This is a genomic window from Streptomyces sp. NBC_01335, assembly GCF_035953295.1.
In the GTDB taxonomy this organism is placed as follows: Bacteria; Actinomycetota; Actinomycetes; order Streptomycetales; family Streptomycetaceae; genus Streptomyces.
Genome location: NZ_CP108370.1, coordinates 242,242 through 262,930, shown reverse-complemented (window position 1 = coordinate 262,930; position 20,689 = coordinate 242,242). Strand labels below are relative to the sequence as shown.

Annotated in this window: 18 protein-coding genes; 9 read left to right on the top strand and 9 right to left on the bottom strand. The window is 72.8% G+C overall.

The features are described from left to right. Positions 1-117: 117 nt before the first annotated feature. The 3 genes from OG599_RS01105 to OG599_RS01095 all read left to right on the top strand — a co-directional run bounded on the left by OG599_RS01105 (position 118) and on the right by OG599_RS01095 (position 2,248). Positions 118-579 carry a hypothetical protein gene (locus OG599_RS01105; RefSeq protein WP_327173996.1) on the top strand — a complete coding sequence of 154 codons (462 nt, stop codon included), beginning with the start codon at positions 118-120 and terminating at the stop codon, positions 577-579. Positions 580-666: 87 nt separating this feature from the next. Then, entirely contained in the window at positions 667-1,908 is a 1,242-nt protein-coding gene (locus OG599_RS01100) for a DUF4032 domain-containing protein (protein ID WP_327173995.1), read from the top strand. A 148-nt stretch (positions 1,909-2,056) separates the two neighbouring features. Further along, entirely contained in the window at positions 2,057-2,248 is a 192-nt protein-coding gene (locus OG599_RS01095; protein WP_327173994.1) for a DUF6381 family protein, read from the top strand. Between the two features lie 146 nt (positions 2,249-2,394). Here the strand turns inward: OG599_RS01095 and OG599_RS01090 are convergent, their stop codons facing one another. Next, positions 2,395-2,865 carry a MarR family transcriptional regulator gene (locus OG599_RS01090; protein WP_327173993.1) on the bottom strand — a complete coding sequence of 157 codons (471 nt, stop codon included), beginning with the start codon at positions 2,863-2,865 and terminating at the stop codon, positions 2,395-2,397. A gap of 91 nt (positions 2,866-2,956) precedes the next feature. Between OG599_RS01090 and OG599_RS01085 the strand changes: the two genes are divergently transcribed. From OG599_RS01085 to OG599_RS01065, 5 genes are all read left to right on the top strand, one after another. Further along, positions 2,957-3,310, top strand: a complete 354-nt coding sequence (locus tag OG599_RS01085; RefSeq protein WP_327173992.1) for an HGxxPAAW family protein — start codon at positions 2,957-2,959, stop codon at positions 3,308-3,310. 330 nt (positions 3,311-3,640) lie between these two features. Beyond that, positions 3,641-5,278, top strand: a complete 1,638-nt coding sequence (locus OG599_RS01080) for an ABC-F family ATP-binding cassette domain-containing protein (RefSeq protein ID WP_327173991.1) — start codon at positions 3,641-3,643, stop codon at positions 5,276-5,278. A gap of 115 nt (positions 5,279-5,393) precedes the next feature. Then, positions 5,394-7,046, top strand: a complete 1,653-nt coding sequence (locus tag OG599_RS01075; RefSeq protein ID WP_327173990.1) for an ABC-F family ATP-binding cassette domain-containing protein — start codon at positions 5,394-5,396, stop codon at positions 7,044-7,046. A gap of 153 nt (positions 7,047-7,199) precedes the next feature. Then, complete coding sequence (pgm, locus tag OG599_RS01070) at positions 7,200-8,846, top strand: phosphoglucomutase (alpha-D-glucose-1,6-bisphosphate-dependent) (protein ID WP_327173989.1); 1,647 nt, start codon at positions 7,200-7,202, stop codon at positions 8,844-8,846. Between the two features lie 197 nt (positions 8,847-9,043). Then, a complete protein-coding gene (locus tag OG599_RS01065) occupies positions 9,044-9,805 on the top strand; it encodes a hypothetical protein (RefSeq protein WP_327173988.1) in 762 nt (253 codons plus the stop codon). A 112-nt stretch (positions 9,806-9,917) separates the two neighbouring features. On the opposite strand, the gene OG599_RS01060 is transcribed toward OG599_RS01065, so the two are convergent. Continuing rightward, the gene (locus OG599_RS01060) at positions 9,918-11,114 is read right to left on the bottom strand and encodes a GDSL-type esterase/lipase family protein (RefSeq protein ID WP_327173987.1); all 1,197 of its coding nucleotides are present in this window, start codon (positions 11,112-11,114) and stop codon (positions 9,918-9,920) included. A 95-nt stretch (positions 11,115-11,209) separates the two neighbouring features. Then, positions 11,210-11,779 (bottom strand): TetR/AcrR family transcriptional regulator, encoded by a 570-nt coding sequence (locus tag OG599_RS01055; protein WP_327173986.1) that lies wholly within the window; start codon positions 11,777-11,779, stop codon positions 11,210-11,212. A gap of 97 nt (positions 11,780-11,876) precedes the next feature. Here OG599_RS01055 and OG599_RS01050 point away from each other — a divergent pair, with 97 nt between their 5' ends. After that, complete coding sequence (locus tag OG599_RS01050) at positions 11,877-12,368, top strand: FBP domain-containing protein (RefSeq protein WP_327173985.1); 492 nt, start codon at positions 11,877-11,879, stop codon at positions 12,366-12,368. A 46-nt stretch (positions 12,369-12,414) separates the two neighbouring features. Here OG599_RS01050 and OG599_RS01045 read toward each other — a convergent pair whose 3' ends face one another. The 6 genes from OG599_RS01045 to OG599_RS01020 all read right to left on the bottom strand — a co-directional run bounded on the left by OG599_RS01045 (position 12,415) and on the right by OG599_RS01020 (position 20,310). Further along, the gene (locus OG599_RS01045; protein ID WP_327173984.1) at positions 12,415-12,777 is read right to left on the bottom strand and encodes a DoxX family protein; all 363 of its coding nucleotides are present in this window, start codon (positions 12,775-12,777) and stop codon (positions 12,415-12,417) included. A 177-nt stretch (positions 12,778-12,954) separates the two neighbouring features. Continuing rightward, a complete protein-coding gene (locus OG599_RS01040; RefSeq protein WP_327173983.1) occupies positions 12,955-13,410 on the bottom strand; it encodes a MarR family transcriptional regulator in 456 nt (151 codons plus the stop codon). A gap of 172 nt (positions 13,411-13,582) precedes the next feature. Then, positions 13,583-14,722: a transcription termination factor Rho gene (rho, locus tag OG599_RS01035; protein WP_327173982.1), complete on the bottom strand. Its 1,140-nt coding sequence runs from the start codon at positions 14,720-14,722 to the stop codon at positions 13,583-13,585. A gap of 480 nt (positions 14,723-15,202) precedes the next feature. Then, positions 15,203-16,201 (bottom strand): methylmalonyl Co-A mutase-associated GTPase MeaB, encoded by a 999-nt coding sequence (gene meaB / locus OG599_RS01030; protein ID WP_327173981.1) that lies wholly within the window; start codon positions 16,199-16,201, stop codon positions 15,203-15,205. A gap of 12 nt (positions 16,202-16,213) precedes the next feature. After that, on the bottom strand, positions 16,214-18,457 hold the full coding sequence (gene scpA, locus OG599_RS01025) for a methylmalonyl-CoA mutase (protein ID WP_327173980.1): 2,244 nt from the start codon (positions 18,455-18,457) through the stop codon (positions 16,214-16,216). Next, complete coding sequence (locus OG599_RS01020; protein WP_327173979.1) at positions 18,457-20,310, bottom strand: methylmalonyl-CoA mutase family protein; 1,854 nt, start codon at positions 20,308-20,310, stop codon at positions 18,457-18,459. The genes scpA and OG599_RS01020 overlap by 1 nt, the downstream gene beginning before the upstream one ends. Between the last annotated feature and the right edge of the window lie 379 nt (positions 20,311-20,689).

Here is a 20,689-nt window from a genome sequence, read left to right as displayed (position 1 = left end):
ACGGTCCACGCCCCGCCCGGTTCCCGGCGCGGCGCGTGGACCGTACCGCTCGCCCGATCGGGTGGAGGGCCCGCCCGCTGCCCCGCCGGGACACTGCCGTGCGGGCAGGTACGGGGCATGAGCGACGAGCGAGCCGACCGCCCCGACACCTCCCACACCCGGCCCGAAGGGGTGAGCGACGAAACCGTCCGCGCCCTGGGCGCGCTGTCGGAGGCACTGGAGACCACCGAGCGCGCCCGGGGCGCCCTCTACGCGTTCCACCAGCTCACCGGTGGCGCCGACTTTCAGCTCGACGAGGCGGTACGGCTGCTCCGCGAGGCGGGCCACGACCGCGCGGCGGACCTGGTCGAGCGGGAGATCGTGGGCCGCAACGTCATCCCCGGCCACTGGACGTTCCAGATCGTCGAGGCGTACGACCGCACGTACTACCGGCCCTTCGCCGACATCGAGCGGCGCCTGGTCGGTGAACTGGCCGCCGGGCGCGCCCACTTGTACGAGGCGGAGCTGAAGGAGGCCCGCCGGACCCGGGGCCTGCCCGACCACACAGCGCGCCCGGGAGCCGAACGCGGGGACCGCTAGAGGCACGACCGGACGACCCCGCCCCTCGGCACGCCGGGAGCCGTCCCGCACACTGGTGGCCCCGCACCCGTACGAGCGAGGCGAGCCATGGCTTTGCAGATCAGCGCCACCAACCCGGAACACCCCGCACTCCTCCTGGAGCTGCCGTGGCACCTGCCGCTGGAGGAGTGGCCGGAGAAGTACCTCGTACCGCTGCCGCGCGGCATCTCCCGGCACGTGGTGCGCTACGCCCGCGCCGGGGCCGACGTGATCGCCGTCAAGGAGCTCGCCGAGCGCCCGGCCGTACGCGAGTACGACCAGCTCCGCACCCTCGACCGGCTCGGGATACCCGCGGTCGACCCGCTCGCCGTGGTCACCGGACGGGCCGGGGCCGACGGGGAGCCGCTGGAGCCCGTACTGATCACCCGGCACCTCAACGGCTCGCTGCCCTACCGCTCGATGTTCGAGACCACGATGCGCCCGTCCACCGTGCACCGGCTGATGGACGCCCTCGCGGTCCTGCTCGTCCGGCTGCACCTCGTCGGATTCGCGTGGGGCGACTGCTCGCTCTCCAACACCCTCTTCCGGCGCGACGCGGGCGCCTACGCCGCCTACCTCGTGGACGCCGAGACCGGGGAGACCCACGAGCGGCTGAGCGACGGCCAGCGGGAGTACGACATCGACCTCGCCCGCGTCAACATCAGCGGCGAGATGCTCGACCTGGAGGCGGCCGGAGCGCTCCATCCCTCGGTGGACCCGATCGCGTTCGGCGCCGAGATCTCCCGGCGGTACACCGCGTTGTGGCAGGAGCTGACCCGTACCTCCGTCTACCCGGCGGGCAAGTACCACTACATCGAGCGACGGGTGCGCCGGCTCAACGACATGGGCTTCGACGTGGCCGAGATGCAGATCGTCAACTCGCCGGACGGCGACACCGTCACCTTCGTGCCCAAGGTCGTCGACGCCGGCCACCACCAGCGCCAGCTGCTGCGGCTGACCGGGCTCGACACCGAGGAGAACCAGGCGCGGCGGCTCCTCAACGACCTGGAGAGCTGGATGGCCACCCAGGACGACTACGCCCCCGGCGACCCGCTCGGGGCGCGTACCGAGGTGCTCGCGCACCGGTGGGTCCGCGACCAGTTCAGGCCCACGGTCCGGGCCGTCCCGCTCGATCTGCGGGGCTCCATGGACCCGGCCGAGCTCTACCACGAGCTGCTGGAGCACCGGTGGTTCCTCTCCGAGCGCGCCCAGCACGACATCGGCCTGCAGGCCGCCGTGGCGGACTACACCGCCACCAGGCTTCCCCTGGCCGAGACGCCCGGAACCCCCGGGGAGACCGCCGGCGAGTAGCCGACAGCGGGGCAGGAGACAGCGGGGCGACACGGCGGGGCAGGAGACGACAGGGTCGGAGAGGGTCCGCCCCGGCCCGCCGAGATGCGTCCGCCCCGTCCTGCTGCTTCGCTGGGAGCGTCGGATGTCCAGCGGACGAGGAGTGGTGATGAGCGGAGCGGACGAACCCGCCAAGCTGGCCCGCCAGATGCGGGACAAGGCCCAGCAGCTGAGCGAGGCCGCCGAGAAGGCGAAGGACCCCGAGGAACGGCAGCGCCTCGCGGACAAGGCCCGCAAGATGCGCGACCGCAGCGAGCAGCAGTCCGGAATGAGCAGCGGGGACATCTACCCGCAGCTGTAGTACGCGTACGCGACCAGGCCGGTCAGGGAAGCGGTGCCGCCCCACCACGGGGGCGGCACCGCTCTGCTCGTCCTGCGCGGTTTCTCGTCCTGCGCTGCTTCTCGTCCTGCGCTGTTTGCGGAGCGAGCTGTGCGTTTCGGACGTCCTCAGCCCCGCAATGCGGCGAGGTGGGCGCGCATCTCGTCCGCGGCTCGCGTGAACCAGTCCGCGAGCACCGCGGTCTCCTCGGGCGAGTAGTCGGCGAAGAGGGCTGTCAGCCGTCGGTAGAAGGGCTCGTACACCGCGACCACCCGGCCCGCAGCGGACTCGTCGGCGACGATCCGGACCCGTCGGCGGTCGCCGGGGTCGGGCTGCCTGCGGGCGAATCCCGCGCGCTCCAGCCGGTTGAGCACGCCGGTGATGGCGCCGGTCGTGAGGTCGGCGCGTTCGGCGAGGTCGCCGGCGGTCAGCGCGTCGGGGCCCGCCCCGAGGATGTGCCCGAGGCAGGTCAGATCCGTGACGTTGAGCCCCAGCGACTGGGCGACGTCGCTCTGGCCGACGAGGCTCAGCGCGACGAACTGGTCCATGCGCTGCATTGCCTGCTCGGCCGAGGCGTCGGGGCGGGGCTTGCCCTCCACGAGCATTCTCCTTAGTATCTAAGTTACTTAGCTCGTGAGATGAAATGTCTCTCCGGAGCCTGCCACTGCCATTTTCCTGGACGGAGAAGCGATGAGCGCACACGGTGATGTCGACCTCGGCCACACCCTGGCGGGATGGACCGGAACGGCCCTCGCGGTCGTCGGCGTCACGGGCGCCGGAGCCGCGGTCTGCGCGGCCTTTCCGTTCGGCGTGGTGCTGGCCGGGGCGGTGACCGTCGCCGCGGGCGTCGTCGCCTGGCTCCTGCATCTCGCGGGCTGGGGCAAGCCCAGCGGCCCCCGTCCCCCGGAGGAGTGGAGCTGGCGCGTACGTGACACGCGGGCCCGGACGGGGCACCCGGACTGCCTCGGCTGCCGGATGGCCGGGCGCCGGACGGCCCCGGCCGGGGAAGCCTCCGTACCCGTGGCCGACGCTCTGACCTGCTGAGACGGACCGGGGTGCGACGGGCGCGCGGCTGAGACGGCCCGGGGCGCGCGGGCGCGGGGGTGCCCCTGGGGCCCCTCCGTAAATTCCCGGCACCGGACCGGACCCGGCTGTTATCGTGAGAGACACGTGATCAGCGATGTGATCACCGATGAAGGAGAGCAGCTGTGAAGGGTGACGACGACATCTCCGGGTGACACCCGAAGGTGATCGGCCACCGGCAGGCGCGCGTCCGCGCCGCTGTGATGGCTCCCGTTGTCGTACCCCCACCCCTGTTCGCCGCCGGGCGGCCGCCGTCGACGCGCGCCCGCATCACGTCGCAAGGACTTCTCCATGTCCGCATCGTCCCTCACCTGTTCCAACCTCTCCTTCGCCTGGCCCGACGGCACCCCCGTCTTCCAGGACCTCTCCTTCACCGTCGGCACCGGCCGCACCGGACTCGTCGCGCCGAACGGCGCGGGCAAGAGCACCCTGCTCAAGCTGATCGCCGGTGAGTACCGGCCGACCCGGGGCTCGGTCTCGGTCGACGGAGTGCTCGGCCACCTCCCGCAGGACCTGCCGCTCACCGGCGGCCTCACCGTGGCCGAGGTGCTCGGCGTCGCTCCGGTGATCAGCGCGCTCGACGCCATCGAATCCGGCGACACGAGCGAGGAGCTCTTCGCCGTGATCGGCGACGACTGGGACATCGAGGAGCGCACCCGGGCGCAGCTCGACCGCCTCGGCCTCGAGGACGTCGACCTGACACAGTCCCTGGACACCCTCAGCGGCGGCCGGATCGTCTCGCTCGGGATCGCGGCGCAGCTCCTGCGGCGCCCCGACGTGCTCCTCCTGGACGAACCGAGCAACAACCTGGACCTCGACGCGCGCCAGAAGCTCTACACCGTGGTCGAGGAGTGGAACGGCTGCCTCCTCGTGGTCAGCCACGACCGCGAACTGCTCGACCGGATGGACCGCATCGCCGAGCTCGACCGGGGCGAAGTCCGCTTCTACGGAGGCAACTTCACGGCCTACGAGGAGATGGTGCGCGCCGGGCAGGAGGTCGCCGAGAAGAACGTCCGCAGCGCCGAGCAGGAGGTCAAGCGGGAGAAGCGGGAGATGCAGCAGGCCCGCGAGCGCGCCCAGCGCCGCTCCAGCAACGCCGCCCGGAACATCAAGAGCGCCGGGCTGCCCAAGATCGTGGCGGGCGGGCTGAAGCGCAGCGCCCAGGAGTCGGCGGCCAAGGCGGACGGCACGCACGCCGCCCGCGTCGGGGACGCCCGTGCCCGGCTCGACCAGGCGGGCCGCGCCCTCCGGGACGACCAGCGGATCACCCTGGAACTCCCCGAGACCCGCGTACCCGCAGGACGGACCGTCTTCCTCGGTGAGGGCGTCCGGGTACGCCCGGGCGACCGGGAACTGTTCGCCGGGGACGGGGTGAACCTCGAGATCCGCGGTCCCGAGCGCATCGCGCTCACCGGCTCCAACGGGGCGGGCAAGTCCACCCTGTTGCGCATCGTCCAGGGCGAGCAGGCGCCGGAGGGCGGCACCCTGCGGCGGGCCGACGGCCGCATCGCGTACCTCTCCCAGCGCCTCGACCTGCTCGACTCCAGGCGTACCGTCGCCGAGAACTTCGCGGCTTTCGCACCCGCACTGCCGGAGGCCGAGCGGATGAACCTGCTGGCCCGCTTCCTCTTCAGGGGTCCGCGCGCCCATCTGCCCGTCCCGGCGCTCTCCGGCGGCGAGCGGCTGCGCGCCACCCTCGCCTGCGTCCTCTACGCCGAACCCGCGCCGCAACTCCTGCTGCTGGACGAACCCACCAACAACCTCGACCTGGTCAGCGTCGGCCAGCTGGAGAGCGCGCTCAACGCCTACCAGGGGGCCTTCGTGGTCGTCAGCCACGACGAACGCTTCCTCGCGGAGATCGGGGTGAACCGGCGGCTGCGCCTGGCCGACGGACGGCTCACGGATGCGGACGCGCCCGGCGCGCACTGACCGCCTGGGTGATCCCCCGCCCGCGGGCCAGGGCCAGAACCCAAGATTTTCACGAGTCTCCGCCCCGAGGCCCCGCCCGACGGACACCGCGACCGACCCGACCCAGGTGATCCCCATGAGCCGACCCGCCCTGCTCGCCCACGACCTCGTCGTCACACTCGGAAGGCGCCGGGTGCTCGACGGCGTCTCCCTCACCGCCGCCCCCGGCCGCCGCATCGGCCTGATCGGGGAGAACGGTGCCGGCAAATCCACCCTGCTGAGCGTCCTCGCCGGGGTGCTCGAACCCGACTCCGGCACCGTCGTCCGCCCCGCCGGCCTCGGTCACCTCCACCAGGAGATGCCGTACGACGGCGGAGCGACCCTCGCCGAGGTGCTCGACGACGCCCTCGCCGAGTCCCGCGCGGTCCTCGCCCGACTCGACCTGCTCTCCCGGGAGATCGCCGCCGCACCGGAGGACGCCCCCGGTCACGGCGACCTCCTCGCCCGGTACGCGCGGTGCCTGGAACAGGCCGAGGAGCACGAGGCGTGGGACGCCGACCGGCGTGCCGGGCTCGTCCTCGACGGCCTTGGCATCGGGACGCCGGCCCACGACCGCACCCTCGGCTCCCTGTCCGGCGGCCAGCGCGGACGGCTCGCCCTCGCCGCGCTGCTGATCCGCCGCCCCACCGCGCTCCTCCTCGACGAGCCCACCAACCACCTGGACGACGAGGCCGCGGCTTTCCTGGAGCGGCGGCTGTGCGAGATGCCCGGAGCCGTCGTGGTGGCGGGGCACGACCGGGCGTTCCTCGACGCCGTCTGCACGGACCTGATCGACCTCGACCCCGCCGTCCGGGGGCCGGTCCACTACGGCGGCGGCTACACCGCCTACCAGGACCAGCGGCGTGCCGCCCGGGAGAGCTGGCAGCGCCGCTTCGAGGAGGAGGAGAAGGAACGCGCCGAACTGCGCGGCACGGTGGAGGTCACGGCCCACCGGGTCGCACCGGACCGGGGACCGCGCGACAACGAGAAGATGGGATACGGCCACTCCGGGGGACGCGTCCAGAACCAGATCGCCCGGCGGGTGCGCGACGCCGCCCGCCGGCTCGGCGAACTGGAGCGGCAGCGGGTCCCCGCACCACCGGAGCCGCTGCGCTTTCGTACCCCCGCGCAGCCGCCCGCCGGACCCGTCCACCCACCCGCGGACGACGCCCCGCTGCTCTCCCTCCGGGACCTCCGGGTGCCGGGACGCCTCACCCTCGACCGCCTGGACCTCCACCCGGGCCGGCGCCTGCTGGTCACCGGCCCGAACGGCGCGGGCAAGTCGACGCTCCTCGCGGTGCTGGCGGGCGCACTCGTGGCCCCCACCGGCCGGGTGCGGCGCAAGGAGGGGATCCGGACCGGACTGCTGGCCCAGGACACGGTCTTCGAGCACCCCGGCCGCACCGTCGCCGAGACGTACGCCCTCGGGCTCGGCGAGGAACGGTCCGAACGCGTCCCGCTCGCTACCCTGGGGCTCTTCGCCGCACGGGATCTCGACAGCAGGGTCGGCGAACTGTCGGCCGGTCAGCGCCGCCGGCTCGCCCTCGCCCTGCTCGTCGCGGACCCGCCGGACCTGCTGCTGCTCGACGAGCCGACCAACCACCTCTCGCCCCGGCTCGCCGACGAGTTGGAGGAGGCGCTGGGCACCGGGCCGGGGACCGTCGTGGTCGCCAGCCACGACCGGTGGCTGAGGTCGCGGTGGCCGGGTACGGAACTGTGCCTGCGGGCCCCGGCGGGGGAGCGGGCGTGAGGAACGTCGCGTTCGCCCGCGACGGAAACCGGACGCCAGTGCGGGAGGGAAGGGCGGTCATCGGGTACAAATCGTGGTGATCGTCCGCCCTCCGGCCGGGTCACCGCCCCGGCCGGAGGGCGGACGATCACCACCGACGAACAAGGAGAACCGATGGTGCACGCACGGGCCGGCGAGCCGGCAGCTTCCGACGACCTGGTCGACGTGGCAAAGCTGGTGACGGCCTATTACGCTCTCCACCCCGATCCGGCCGAGCCCGGCCAGCGGGTGGCCTTCGGCACGTCCGGGCACCGCGGTTCCGCGCTCGCGACCGCGTTCAACGAGGACCACATCGCCGCCACCACCCAGGCGATCTGCGAGTACCGCACCCGACAGGGCACCGACGGGCCGCTGTTCCTCGGCGTGGACACCCACGCGCTGTCGGAGCCCGCCCGGGTCACCGCCCTGGAGGTGCTCGCCGCCAACGGCGCCACCGTCCTCATCGACTCCGAGGACGGCTACACCCCGACCCCCGCGGTCTCGCACGCGATCCTGACGTACAACCGGGGCCGGACGGACGGACTGGCCGACGGGATCGTCGTCACCCCGTCGCACAACCCGCCCGCAGACGGCGGGTTCAAGTACAACCCGCCGAACGGCGGACCGGCGGGCTCGGACGCCACCTCCTGGATCCAGGACCGCGCCAACGAGCTCATCGCGGGCGGGCTGAAGGAGGTGCGCCGCGTCCCGTACGCCCGCGCGCTGGCCGCCGGCACGACCGGACGCCACGACTTCCTCGGCGGGTACGTCGACGACCTGCCGTCCGTACTGAACCTGGACGCGATCCGTGACGCGGGCATCCGGATCGGGGCCGACCCGCTCGGCGGCGCGTCCGTCGGCTACTGGGGCCGCATCGCGGAGACCCACCGCATCGACCTCACGGTGGTCAACCCGCTCGCCGACCCCACCTGGCGCTTCATGACGCTGGACTGGGACGGCAAGATCCGGATGGACTGCTCGTCGCCGTACGCCATGGCCTCGCTCATCGCCCAGCGCGACGCGTACGCCATCTCCACCGGCAACGACGCCGACGCCGACCGGCACGGCATCGTCACCCCGGACGGCGGGCTGATGAACCCGAACCACTATCTGGCCGTGGCCATCCAGTACCTCTACACCCACCGCGACGGCTGGCCCGCCGGGACCGGCATCGGCAAGACGCTGGTCTCCTCCTCGATGATCGACCGGGTCGCCGCCGACCTCGGCCGTCCGCTGGTGGAGGTGCCGGTCGGCTTCAAGTGGTTCGTGGACGGCCTCTTCGACGGCAGCCTCGGCTTCGGCGGCGAGGAGTCCGCCGGGGCCTCGTTCCTGCGGCGCGACGGCCAGGTGTGGACCACCGACAAGGACGGCATCCTGCTCGCCCTGCTGGCCTCCGAGATCACCGCCGTCACCGGTTCCACCCCGTCGCAGCACTACGCGGAGCTCACCACCCGCTTCGGCAACCCCGCCTACGCGCGCGTCGACGCCCCCGCCACCCGCCAGGAGAAGGCGGTCCTCGCCAAGCTCTCGCCCGAGCAGGTCACGGCCGACACCCTCGCGGGCGAGGCCATCACCGCCGTCCTCACCGAGGCACCGGGCAACGGCGCGGCCATCGGCGGGCTCAAGGTCTGCACGGACAGCGCCTGGTTCGCCGCCCGCCCCTCCGGCACGGAGGACGTCTACAAGGTGTACGCGGAGAGCTTCCAGGGCCCCGACCACCTGAGCCGCGTCCAGGACGAGGCCCGCGCCCTCGTCTCGACGGTCCTGGGCGCCGCGGGCTGAGCCCTCCCGTGTGTACGGCCGGTCCCAGTCCGGCGGAACCGGCCGTACACGTGTGTTCCGCCACCGCTCACCGCCAGGCTGCCGCCGGCCCCGGGCCTGGCGGGAGGAAAAACCCGGTGAGAGCGGTGAGCGGACCCGGTAATGTGGTGATCTTCGGCCGGTGGAAGCCGCCCGGAGTCCCCGAGGTTGTGTGGCCGATGACGAACCCCGACGACACTCCTGCGCGACGCCGACTCGACCGTGCCCTGGACCGGTTGGACGTCATATTTCGCGGGATGACCGCCCGCGGCGACGAGAACCAGTGCGACTGCCATTGGGGCACCGAAGAAGAGCTCGCGCGATTGATGGTCCCGGACCTGCTGCTCGACCCGGACCTCCTGCACCGCACCTGGGACGCTCCCGACTGGAGTGACCACGGCGCGGTGCTGCGCCGGATTCTTCCTCAGTTCGCCCGGGCACTGGTCGGCGGCCGTGTGGAACCCATGTTCGGGATGGACGAGGTGGGACGCTCGTTCGTCCGCGGCGACTGGCAGCGGTGGCCGACGGATCAGAGTGAGGCGGTGGAGGAGTTCCTGCACGCCTGGTGGTCCCACACCCTCGCCGAGCCGGACCCCACCGTCCCCGTGCACGAAGTCCTGGCCCTGTGCGCCGTGGCATCCGCCACGCTCGGCCCCTGGCTCGGCGCCTGGGAGGCGCACGAGGACCACGTCGCCACCCGCCACCTGGCCGACGCGGCCGCCCGCTGGGAGTACTCCCTCCTGGGTGACGAACTTCCCTGGGACTCGTGGGAGGACGAGAACGCTCTGTGCGCCGAACTCGCCGCCTGGCTGGTCCGCCACGCTCCCGCGCGGCTTCGGGTCCTGGGAGCGCCCGAGGAACTGCTCCACCGGATACGGCTCATCGGACTCACCGGCCCCGCCCGCTGGGAGGACCCGCACTGGCCCGACCATCGCTACTGAGCGGGCCTCGCGCCACTTTCCCCTACCGGGAAGAACCGCCCGAACGAGGCAGGGGGCGGAGGGCAGGCCTCCAGGCCCCCTGCCGCGGCGTGACAGGGGGCCTGGGGCCCCATCAGACGCGCCTTGCCGCGAACGGCCCGTCACCCGCGAAGGCCAGCGCCGCGAACCGCTCACCCATGAGGCGATGGGTCGCGGCGTCCGGGTGGAGCTGGTCGGGCAGCGGCAGGTCGTCCGCGTCGGCGGAGCCGTAGAGCGCGCGGCCGTCGAGGTGGTACACGTGCGGGTCGTCGGCGGACCGCTGTTCGACGATTCGGGCCAGCTCCTGACGTACGACGGTGAGCGTCAGCTTCCCCGCCGCGGTCTCGGCGGCGTTCCCCATGGCGACGAACCTCAGCCGGCCGGTGCTCAGCTGGGAGAGGTCGGGCGCGCTCGGACCCGGGGTGTGCTCGTGGATCGGGCAGAGGATCGGCGAGACCAGCAGCAGCGGGGTCGTGGGGTGCCCCTCGCGGATCGTGTCGAGGAACCCGTGGACGGCGGGGGTGAAGGCACGCAGACGCATCGCGTCGGTGTTGACCAGATTGATGCCGATCTTGAGGCTGATCAGGTCGGCCGGGGTGTCCCGCAATGCGCGCGCGGTGAAGGGATCGAGCAGGGCGTTGCCGGCCAGCCCCAGGTTGATCAGCTCCGCACCACCGAGGCGCGCGGCGAGGGCCGGCCAGATCGCGCTGGGGCTCGCGGCGTCCGAACCGTGGCTGATCGAGCTCCCGTGGTGCAGCCACACTCGCCGGCCCCGGTCCGGCGCCGGCTCGACCGGGGCGTCGGTGCGCAGGGCGACCAGCTCGGTGGTCTCGTTGTGCGGGAGCCAGATCTCGACGTCCTTGTCGCCCTCGGGCAGGTCGTCGAAGCGGATCGTGGCGACCGGTCCCGGCCGGTACTCGGCCGATCCGGTGGCCATGTCGACGATCATGGTGTTGCCGGTGGACGCGGTGGCCCGGCCCGCCGGGCGGCCGTCGATGAGCAGGTCGTACACCCCGTCCGGGCGCGGCGGCGCACCCGCGTAGGCCCGCTTGGTCGGCAGGGTGTCCAGCTCCAGGGCGGTGGCCGCGGTACGCAACGCCAGCCGGACTCCGGACGGCTGGGACTCGACCGAGGCCAGCTGGGGGTCGGCGTACTGGGCGCGGGCCCACCCGGGCAGCCGGTGCGGGAGGACGCCGTGCTCGGTGCGCTCCAGATCGAGGGCGCCCCGCAGGAGTGCGGCGGTGAGGGGTGTGGTGATCCAGCGGCGCGAGGTGCTCGGTGGAGTGCTCAAGGATCTCAGCCTGTCGGTCGGTTGGTGGATGGTGAATGCCGGTGCTGGACGACGGGTGCCGAACGCGGCTCAGGAGGCGGTCCGGTTCCGGCGGCTCAGGGGGCTGTCCAGTTCCGCAGGAGTACGTCGAGCCGGTCCAGTGTCCAGGTCCAGCTCTCCTGCGAGTCGGGAGCGGAGTGGCTGAAGCCCCCGGTCGACTCCAGGCCGACGTAGCCGTGGAACACGCTCCCCAGCAGGCGGACGGCGTGCGTCTGGTCCGGTTCCGTCAGGTCGTACCCCCGCAGGATGGCCCGTGTCATCCGCGCGTGCCGGGGCCCCGCGCTCGCGGCTGCCGTCTCCGGGTCGAGCCTGAGTTGTGCCGCCGCGTAGCGGCCGGGATGCTCGCGGGCGTAGTCGCGGTAGGCGTTGCCGAAGGCGGCCAGCGCATCCCGCCCGGCCCGCCCTGCCAGAGCTGCGGCGACCCGGTCGGCCATCTCCTCCAGCGCGAGCAGGGCGATCCGCGTCCTGAGCTCCTGGGAGTTCTTCAGGTGCGAGTACAGGCTGGCGACCTTGACGTCGAACTGCCGGGCGAGCGCCGAAAGAGTCACCTGGTCGAAGCCGGCGGTGTCGGCCAGCTCCGCCCCCGCCCGGACCAGTCGCTCCGTGGTGAGTCCCGCGCGTGCCATGGCCTGCCCTCTCTGCCTGAACGTCTCTGCCCGAACGTCTCTGCCTGAACAACATAATCATTTGCCTATAGGCTTTAGGTAAATTAGCATGTCGTTCATGAATCCGCTGACTGAGCAAGAGATCCGCGCAGCGTTCGTGAACTGCAGCAAGGGCGAGGCGAAGCGTCTGGCGGTTCCGCGTGACCTGGCGGACCGCGCATGGGCCGATCTGGACTTCCTCGGCTGGCGCGACCCCCAGGCGCCCGACCGGGCCTACCTCGTCACGGAGTCGGAGGGCCGCCCCAAGGCCATCGTGCTGCGCTGCCCCGGCACGGTGCCCGGCCGGCAGCGGCGGAGCATGTGCTCGATGTGCCTGACCACCCACACGGGCGGCGTCTCCCTGATGGTCGCGCCGAAGGCGGGCAAGGCCGGGCAGCAGGGAAACTCGGTGGGCGCCTACCTCTGCAGCGACCTCTCCTGCTCCCTGTACCTCCGGGGCAAGAAGGACGCGGGCCCCGGCGCCCGGCTGAGCGAGTCGCTCACCCTGGAGGAGAAGATCGCGCGGACCACGGCGAACCTCGCCGCGTTTCTCGCCCATGTGACGGCGTGACAGGCGTGCCGGTAGTGGTGTACCGGCGGGCGGGTCACGCCTCCCGTCACGCCTCCCGGGCGACCCGGCGGGCCCACAGCACCAGGGGTACCTGGAGCGGGACACGGGCGTAGGCGGCGGCGCGCAGCGGAGCCGGGCGGTGGCGCCAGTCGACCGCCATCTTCACGTTGCCCGGCAGTACGCCCACGAAGAAGGCGGCGGCCCCGAGAGCGGCGGCACGACGAGTGCGCGGGGCGAGAACGCCCGCCGCCAGGGCGAGTTCGACGCCGGCGCTCGCGTACGTCCAGGTGCGGGGGCTTCCCGGCAGTGCCTTCGGGACGAGTGAGTCGAAGGGGCGGGGCGCCGCGAGATGCAGCGCTCCCGCTCCGGCCAGCAGACCGGCCAGGGCGACGGCGGAACGGTGGGTCATGGGCGGGTGCCTCCTGCGGGGGAGTGATTTCCCGGAAAACCGATGCTCAAGGATGCCATTCGCCGTCCGGCTTCGACGGGTGGGTGGACGGCGAACGGCCCGTGGGTGGAGCCCCGGCAGGCAGGACTGCCGCGCGCGGGACCATGGCGACGCCGCACAGCGGTCGCGAACCGGCCCTCAGTGGTGCCACGCCTCGCCTCCGACGTTGTGGATCATCCGCTGCAGCACCTTGAGGGTGACCAGGTACTCCTCATCGGTAATGCCGTCGTGGGCCTGCTTCCGCATCGCCGTCTGGCGCTGGGCGCACCGGCGAAGGACCGTGTCTCCCTCAGAGGTCAGCCGAAGGCGGTCCTCACCGTCGAGCGTGAGCAGGTGAAGGCCGAGGAGGGCGTCGATCTCGTTCGCGAGTGAGGCTCCCACGTCCAAGTAGCCCTGCAGGACGGTCGTCACCTGCGCGCGGGTCCGGCCGTTCTCGTCGGCGGCGACCTGGTTCAGAACCCACCACTGAGGCTGGGTGACACCGAACTTCGCAAGCCCCGCGCGGATGTTCGTGACCACTGCTTTGTGAGCGGCCCAGCTCCAGTAGCCGATCGGCTGCTCGACCAGTTCGGCGTCGCCGTGCGAGTACTCCATCGATCTGCCCTCCCTGTCCGGGTGATGTGCCAGGTGGGATGGAGCGTAGAACCTCGATCGAACTTGAGGTCAAGTGGCCGTTTTATCCGGCGGCGGCATCCAGGCCCGTGCTCCAGCCCGTCCAGCCGCAGGCCCGGGTGGGCCCGTCGAGCGGGCGTGCGCCGGGCCGTGTTCAGGCGCCGGGGACCGTCTGGTGCACCTGGCGGAGGAAGGCCGCGTTGTCGGGCGTCCGGCGGACCTTGTCCAGTACGGCTTCGAGCGCGGCCCGGCTGTCCCGGCCGTGCAGGGCGCGCCGCAGTCCGCGTACCGCCGTCAACTCCGCCTCGGATAGCAGCAGTTCCTCACGTCGCGTGCCGGAGGGGGCGATGTCCACCGCCGGGAAGATACGGCGGTCGGCGAGCGCGCGGTCCAGGCGGAGCTCCATGTTGCCGGTGCCCTTGAGTTCTTCGAAGAAGAAGTCGTCCGCACGCGAACCGGTCTCCACCAGCGCCGTCGCCAGGATGGTCAGCGAGCCGCCCTCCTCGGTCAGCCGCGCCGCGCCGAAGAGCTTCTTGGGGCCTTGGAGCGCCGCCGCGTCGACGCCGCCGCTCAGCGTGCGCCCGCCGGGGCCCGCCGCGTTGTTGTGGGCGCGGCAGAGCCGGGTGAGCGAATCGAGGAGGATGACGACGTCCTGTCCCTGCTCGACGAGCCGCTTGCCGCGCTCCACGGCGAGGTTGGCCAGTGCGATGTGCTCCTTCGCCGGGCGGTCGAAGGTGGAGGCGAGTACGTCGCCCCGCACGGAGCGGCGCATGTCCGTGACCTCCTCGGGGCGTTCGTCGAGCAGCACCACCATGAGATGGCACTCGGGATGGTTCGTCGCGACGGCCGCCGCGAGCTGCTGGAGCAGCACCGTCTTGCCGGTCTTCGGCGGGGCGACGATCAGACCGCGCTGCCCCTTGCCGACCGGCGCGATCAGGTCGACCAGGCGCGGTGCGGGCCCGCCCGCACGGGTCTCCAGGCGAAGCCGGTCCCGGGGGTGCAAGGGCGTCAGCTCGTGGAAGTGCGGGCGTGAGCGAAGGGCTTGCGGGGGCAGCCCGTTGACGCGATCGACGACGGTGAGCGTGCCCGGCCGGTCGCAGCCGCCCGTCACGAAGTCGCCCGCGCGCAGCCCGTACCGGCCGATCAGCGCGGGTGGGACGCGGACGTCGCCGGGGGCGGGGTGGCCGTGCGGACCGCGCAGCAGCCCGTGCCCGCCCTGTGAGGTGTCGAGGACACCGGCGGCGGCGACGGGGGCGTGCTGGGCGGATACGGGGCGTTCGAGTGTGGTGGTCATGGGAGCGTCCTTTCGGGGACGGAAGAGAGCGCGGGCCCGGCGCGGGCGGCGGGAGGCGGTACGTACACGCCTCGACGTGCACCACGTGCACCGGTGTCCCGACGAGCGGGGATCGCCTCGCGGCGCGCGGGCCACGGAGGTGGCGGACCGGATCGACGCGTGCGGGAAGGAAAGAGGAAGTGCTGCTCGGGAAGAGCTGAATCGCGGGTCGTGAACCGACAGATGCGACAGCGGTGAAGAGAAAACCGGCACCGGCGTCCCGACGGGGACGTACACGAGTGGTTTCTCGGAGAGTACCACGACGAGCGGCCGGAGGGAACAGGGTCGACCGCCGGGCGGGCCCGGAGCGCACGGGGCCCGGAGCGCGCGGGGCAAGGAAACGCCGGAGCCGTCGCGCGGGCACGTGTCCGCGCGACGGCTCCGGAAAGCGGGCGCCCCCGCAGGTCCGTCAGATCCTCGTCCGGGCCCCGACGGCCACCGTCACCCGCCCCCGGAGCCGCCCCGGAACGCCGCGAGGATCTCCTCGGCGGCCAGAGTCGCCGTCAGCCCGCCCTCGCGGACCCGCCGTTCCAGCTCCGGTGCGCGCGCCCGTACGTCCGGGTGGGAGCGCAGGCTCTCCAGCAGCTCGTCCCGGACCATGCTCCACGTCCAGTCCACCTGCTGCTCGCTGCGCTTCGCCGCCAGCCGCCCCGTCGAGTCCAGCAGCGTGCGGTGCTGCTCCAGGCCCTCCCACACGGTGTCCAGGCCCGTCGCCTCACGGGCGCTGCAGGTGAGGACCGGAGGGGTCCAGGCGGCGTCGGCGGGGTGCATCAGCCGCAGGGCGCCGGCCAGTTCGCGCGCGGCCGAGCGCGCCTCGCGCTCGTGCGGGCCGTCCGCCTTGTTCACCGTGATGACGTCCGCCAGCTCCAGGACGCCCTTCTTGATGCCCTGGAGCTGGTCACCCGTACGCGCCAGGGTGAGCAGCAGGAAGGTGTCGACCATGCGGGCCACCGCGGTCTCCGACTGGCCGACCCCGACCGTCTCCACCAGCACCACGTCGTAGCCCGCGGCCTCCATCACCACCATGGACTCGCGGGTCGCCTTCGCCACCCCGCCCAGCGTGCCCGCCGAGGGCGACGGGCGGACGAACGCGTGCGGGTCCACCGCGAGGCGCTCCATCCGGGTCTTGTCGCCCAGGATGGAGCCGCCGGTACGGGTCGACGACGGGTCCACCGCGAGCACCGCGACCCGGTGCCCCAGCCCCGTCAGCAGGGTGCCGAGCGCGTCGATGAAGGTCGACTTGCCGACCCCGGGCACCCCGCTGATCCCGACCCGCCGGGCCCGGCCCGCGTGCGGCAGCAGCCTGCTCAGCAACTCCTGGGCCAGCACCCGGTGGTCGGGGCGGGAGGACTCGACGAGGGTGATCGCGCGCGCGACGAACGCGCGCTTCCCGTCGAGCACGCCCTTGGCGTAACTCTCGATGTCGATCGTCGGGGCCATCGGGTCAGCGGCTCACAGCTCGTGCCCGAGTGCGGCACCGAGCCGCCGCACCAGGTCGTACGCGGCGTCCGGGATGACCGTGCCCGGCGGGAAGACCGAGGCGGCGCCGGCCTCGTGCAGGGCCTCGACGTCCTGGGGCGGGATCACCCCGCCCACCACGATCATGATGTCCTCGCGCCCCTCGGCCGCCAGCTCCTCCCGCAGCGCGGGAACGAGCGTGAGGTGACCGGCGGCCAGCGACGAGACGCCCACGATGTGCACGTCCGCCTCGACCGCCTGCCGCGCCACCTCGGCGGGCGTCTGGAACAGCGGGCCGACGTCCACGTCGAAGCCCAGGTCGGCGAAGGCCGACGCGATCACCTTCTGGCCGCGGTCGTGGCCGTCCTGGCCCATCTTCGCGACCAGGATGCGCGGGCGGCGGCCCTCCGCCTCCTCGAAGGCCTCGACCAGCGCGCGGGTACGGTCCACCGACGGGGACTCTCCTGCCTCTTTGCGGTACACCCCGGAGATCGTACGGATCTGGCCGGCGTGGCGTCCGTACACCTTCTCCAGGGCGTCCGAGATCTCGCCCACGGTCGCCATGGCGCGTGCCGCGTCCACCGCCAGCGCCAGCAGGTTGCCCTCCAGGTCCGGACCCGGGGCGCGGCCCGCCGCCTCCGTCAGCGCGCGCAGCGCGTCCTGGCAGGCGGTCTCGTCCCGTTCCGCCCGCAGGCGGCGCAGCTTCTCGATCTGCTGGGTGCGCACGGAGGAGTTGTCGACCGAGCGGACGTCGATCTTCTCGTCGGTCTCCACGCGGTACTTGTTGACGCCGATGACCGGCTGGCGGCCCGAGTCGATGCGTGCCTGGGTCCGGGCGGCGGCCTCCTCGATCCTCAGCTTGGGGATGCCCGCGTCGATGGCCTTCGCCATGCCGCCGGCCGCCTCGACCTCCTCGATGTGCTGCCAGGCCCGCCGCGCCAGGTCGTACGTCAGCTTCTCCACGTAGGCGCTGCCGCCCCACGGGTCGATGACCCGCCCGGTGCCGGACTCCTGCTGGAGGAGCAGCTGCGTGTTGCGGGCGATGCGCGCCGAGAAGTCGGTGGGCAGCGCGAGCGCCTCGTCCAGCGCGTTGGTGTGCAGCGACTGGGTGTGCCCCTGGGTGGCGGCCATCGCCTCCACGCAGGTGCGGGTGACGTTGTTGAACACGTCCTGCGCGGTCAGCGACCAGCCGGAGGTCTGCGAATGGGTGCGCAAGGAGAGGGACTTGGGGTTCTCCGGTTCGAACTCCCCGACCAGCTTGGCCCAGAGCAGCCGGGCCGCCCGGAGCTTGGCGATCTCCATGAAGAAGTTCATGCCGATCGCCCAGAAGAACGACAGCCGGGGCGCGAACGCGTCCACGTCAAGACCCGCGTCCCGCCCGGCCCGCAGGTACTCCACCCCGTCCGCCAGGGTGTAGGCCAGCTCCAGGTCGGCCGTGGCCCCGGCCTCCTGGATGTGGTAACCGGAGATGGAGATCGAGTTGTAGCGCGGCATCTTCCGCGAGGTGTACGCGAAGATGTCCGAGATGATCCGCATGGAGGGGCCCGGCGGATAGATGTAGGTGTTGCGGACCATGAACTCCTTGAGGATGTCGTTCTGGATCGTCCCGGCCAGCTTCTCCGCCGGCACGCCCTGTTCCTCGGCGGCCACGATGTACAGCGCCAGCACGGGCAGCACCGCGCCGTTCATCGTCATCGACACCGACATCCGGTCCAGCGGAATGCCGTCGAAGAGCTGGCGCATGTCGAGGATCGAGTCGATCGCCACGCCCGCCATGCCGACGTCCCCGGTCACCCGGGGGTGGTCGCTGTCGTACCCCCGGTGCGTGGGCAGGTCGAAGGCGACGGAGAGCCCTTTCTGACCGGCCGCGAGGTTGCGCCGGTAGAAGGCGTTGGACTCCTCGGCCGTGGAGAACCCGGCGTACTGACGAATCGTCCACGGCTGGTTGACGTACATCGTCGGGTAGGGGCCGCGCAGGTACGGGGCGATGCCCGGGAAGGTGTCGAGGAAGTCGACGCCCTCCAGATCCGCCTCCGTGTACAGCGGCTTGACCGTGATGCCTTCGGGGGTCTCCCACAGCAGGTCGTCCACCGAGCTGCCGGTCGACTCCTTCACCGCGGCCCGCCAGCGGTCGGCCGGGGGAGCCGGGGGAGTGTCCGCGTCCAGGGGGACGGCGGAGAAGTCCGGGACGGGGCTCGCGGGGCTCCCGGCTGCCGAGGGTGTCTCGGGGTTCTGCATCACGCCACTCCCAGTCGGTCGAGTACGGAGGAGAGCACGGCGACGGCGTCGCAGCCGGCGAAGACGTGGCCGTCGACCCCGTCCACCTCGCCGGGGCGGCCGGCGAGCAGTACGCGGCCGGCTCCCGCGGCCACCAGCGCCGCGGCCACCCCGGCCGCCTCCTGCTCGTACACCGCGTCGGAGGAGCAGAGGCAGGCGATCTCGGCACCGGACGCGGCGAACGCGTCGGCCACCGTCGCGGCGTCCACGGTGACGGGCCGGTGGATGGTCTCGATGCCGCCGGCCTGGAAGAGGTTCGCGGCGAAGGAGGCCCGGGCGGTGTGCGCCGAGGCGGGGCCGAGAGCCGCCAGGAAGACCTTCGGGCGGGCTCCCGTGGTGGCGAGATGGGCGTCCGACCGGCTCCGCAGCGCTTCGAAGGCCTCGTCGCGGCGGACCTTCGGCAGGCCGCCGGAAGGAGCGGCGGGTGCAGCTTCGCGCTCCACCGGGTGCTCGTCCAGGTGCGGGAACTCGCTGACCCCCGTCACCGGCTCCTTGCGGCGCGCCAGGTCGCGGGAGCGCTTCTCCCAGGCCGCGGCGAGCCGTTCGGCGACCAGACCCGAGGCGGTGGCCGCCTCCAGGCCGCCCGCGCGCTCGATCTCCTGGAAGAACGCCCAAGCGGCGACGGCCAGTTCCTCGGTGAGGCTCTCCACGTACCAGGAGCCGCCCGCCGGGTCGACGACCCGGGCCAGGTGCGACTCCTCCATCAGGATGGTGGAGGTGTTCCGGGCGATCCGCCGGGCGAAGGCGTCCGGCAGCCCGAGCGCCGCGTCGAAGGGGAGGACCGTCACCGCGTCGGCGCCGCCGACCCCCGCGCCCAGAGCGGCCAGCGTCGTGCGGAGCATGTTCACCCAGGGGTCGCGCCGCGTCATCATCACCGACGAGGTCACCGCGTGCTGCCGCTGGGCACCCGCGCCGGGCGCACCGCAGACCTGCGCGACCCGCGCCCACAGCCGGCGCGCGGCCCGCAGCTTGGCGATCGTCAGGAACTGGTCGGCGGTCGCCGCGTAACGGAACTCCAACTGCGAACAGGCCGCCTCGACGGACAGCCCGGCGGCGGTCAGCGCCCGGAGGTACGCCACCCCGGTGGCGAGCGAGAGGCCCAGCTCCTGGGCCGCCGCGCCACCGGCCTCGTGGTACGGCAGCGCGTCCACGCTCAGTGCCCGCAGCCCCGGATACTCCCCGGCGCACCGCGCGGCCCACTCGACGGCGGTGGTCAGATCGGGCGTGTCACCCGTACGGGCCGACCCGCCCAGCGGATCGATGCCGAGCCCGCCACGTACGGCCTCCGGGGCGACACCCCGGTCCGCGTACAGCCGCACCAGCTCGGCCGCCGCCGCGCCGGAGTCGCCCCCGGCGTCGAGAGCCAGCGGCGCGAGGTCGAGGAGGACGCCGTCCAGCGCCCGGTCCAGCCCGGTGACCGGTACACCGCCGGGGCCGCCGACACCGAGCCAGAGCGAGGTGACGCCGTTCTCCAGATCGGCGAGCAGGGCCTCGTTGAGCCGGACCGGGTCGGTCAGCGCGTGGCGCTGCCGTACGTCCCAGCCGCCCGCCGCGTTTCCGGCGGGTCCGCCGCCCCGGGTGAAGGGCGCGAAACCGGGCAGACCGGCCGGGGGCGCGCCGTTGCGGGAGGTGTACAGAGGGCGGGTGGTGAGCCCGTCCTCCAACGTCGTGGACAGGGCTTCCAGCGCGGCCTCACCCGTGACGTCCTTGCCCGACTTGCGCAGCACACCCTCGACGAGGGTCTGCCACTGCTCCGGGGAGGCGTCAGCGAACTCGGCGGCCAGGGGGAGCCCGTCAGCAGGCAGGACCGTCATGCCCAGATGCTAGGGCAGTCCGGCGGGGGACCAGCAGAGGATTCCGCTGTGACCTATCCCTCTCCGGTGCGCGTCCGGGCGTGCACGCAGCGTGTCGCGGGACAGCCGGCGGAGCGGCCCGGTCGGCCCGGTCGGTCCACGGTTCCGCGTCGGGTCCCGTCGGCGGCGCTCGCCTTTCCCGTGATCTTCATTCGATCGGTTGATTCGACCCGTGCCCGGATCGGGACCGGGTCTTCCGCCCTCGGCGGCGCGCCCGGCGTGGGCCGGCCGCGACGGTGCGGACCGGGGCCGGGGCGGCTCGGGGCGCGTGCGGGCCGCCTTCCGCGGGGGGCGTGCGCGGGCCGCGTTCCCGTCGCCGAAGAGCCGGTCCGCTCCGGCG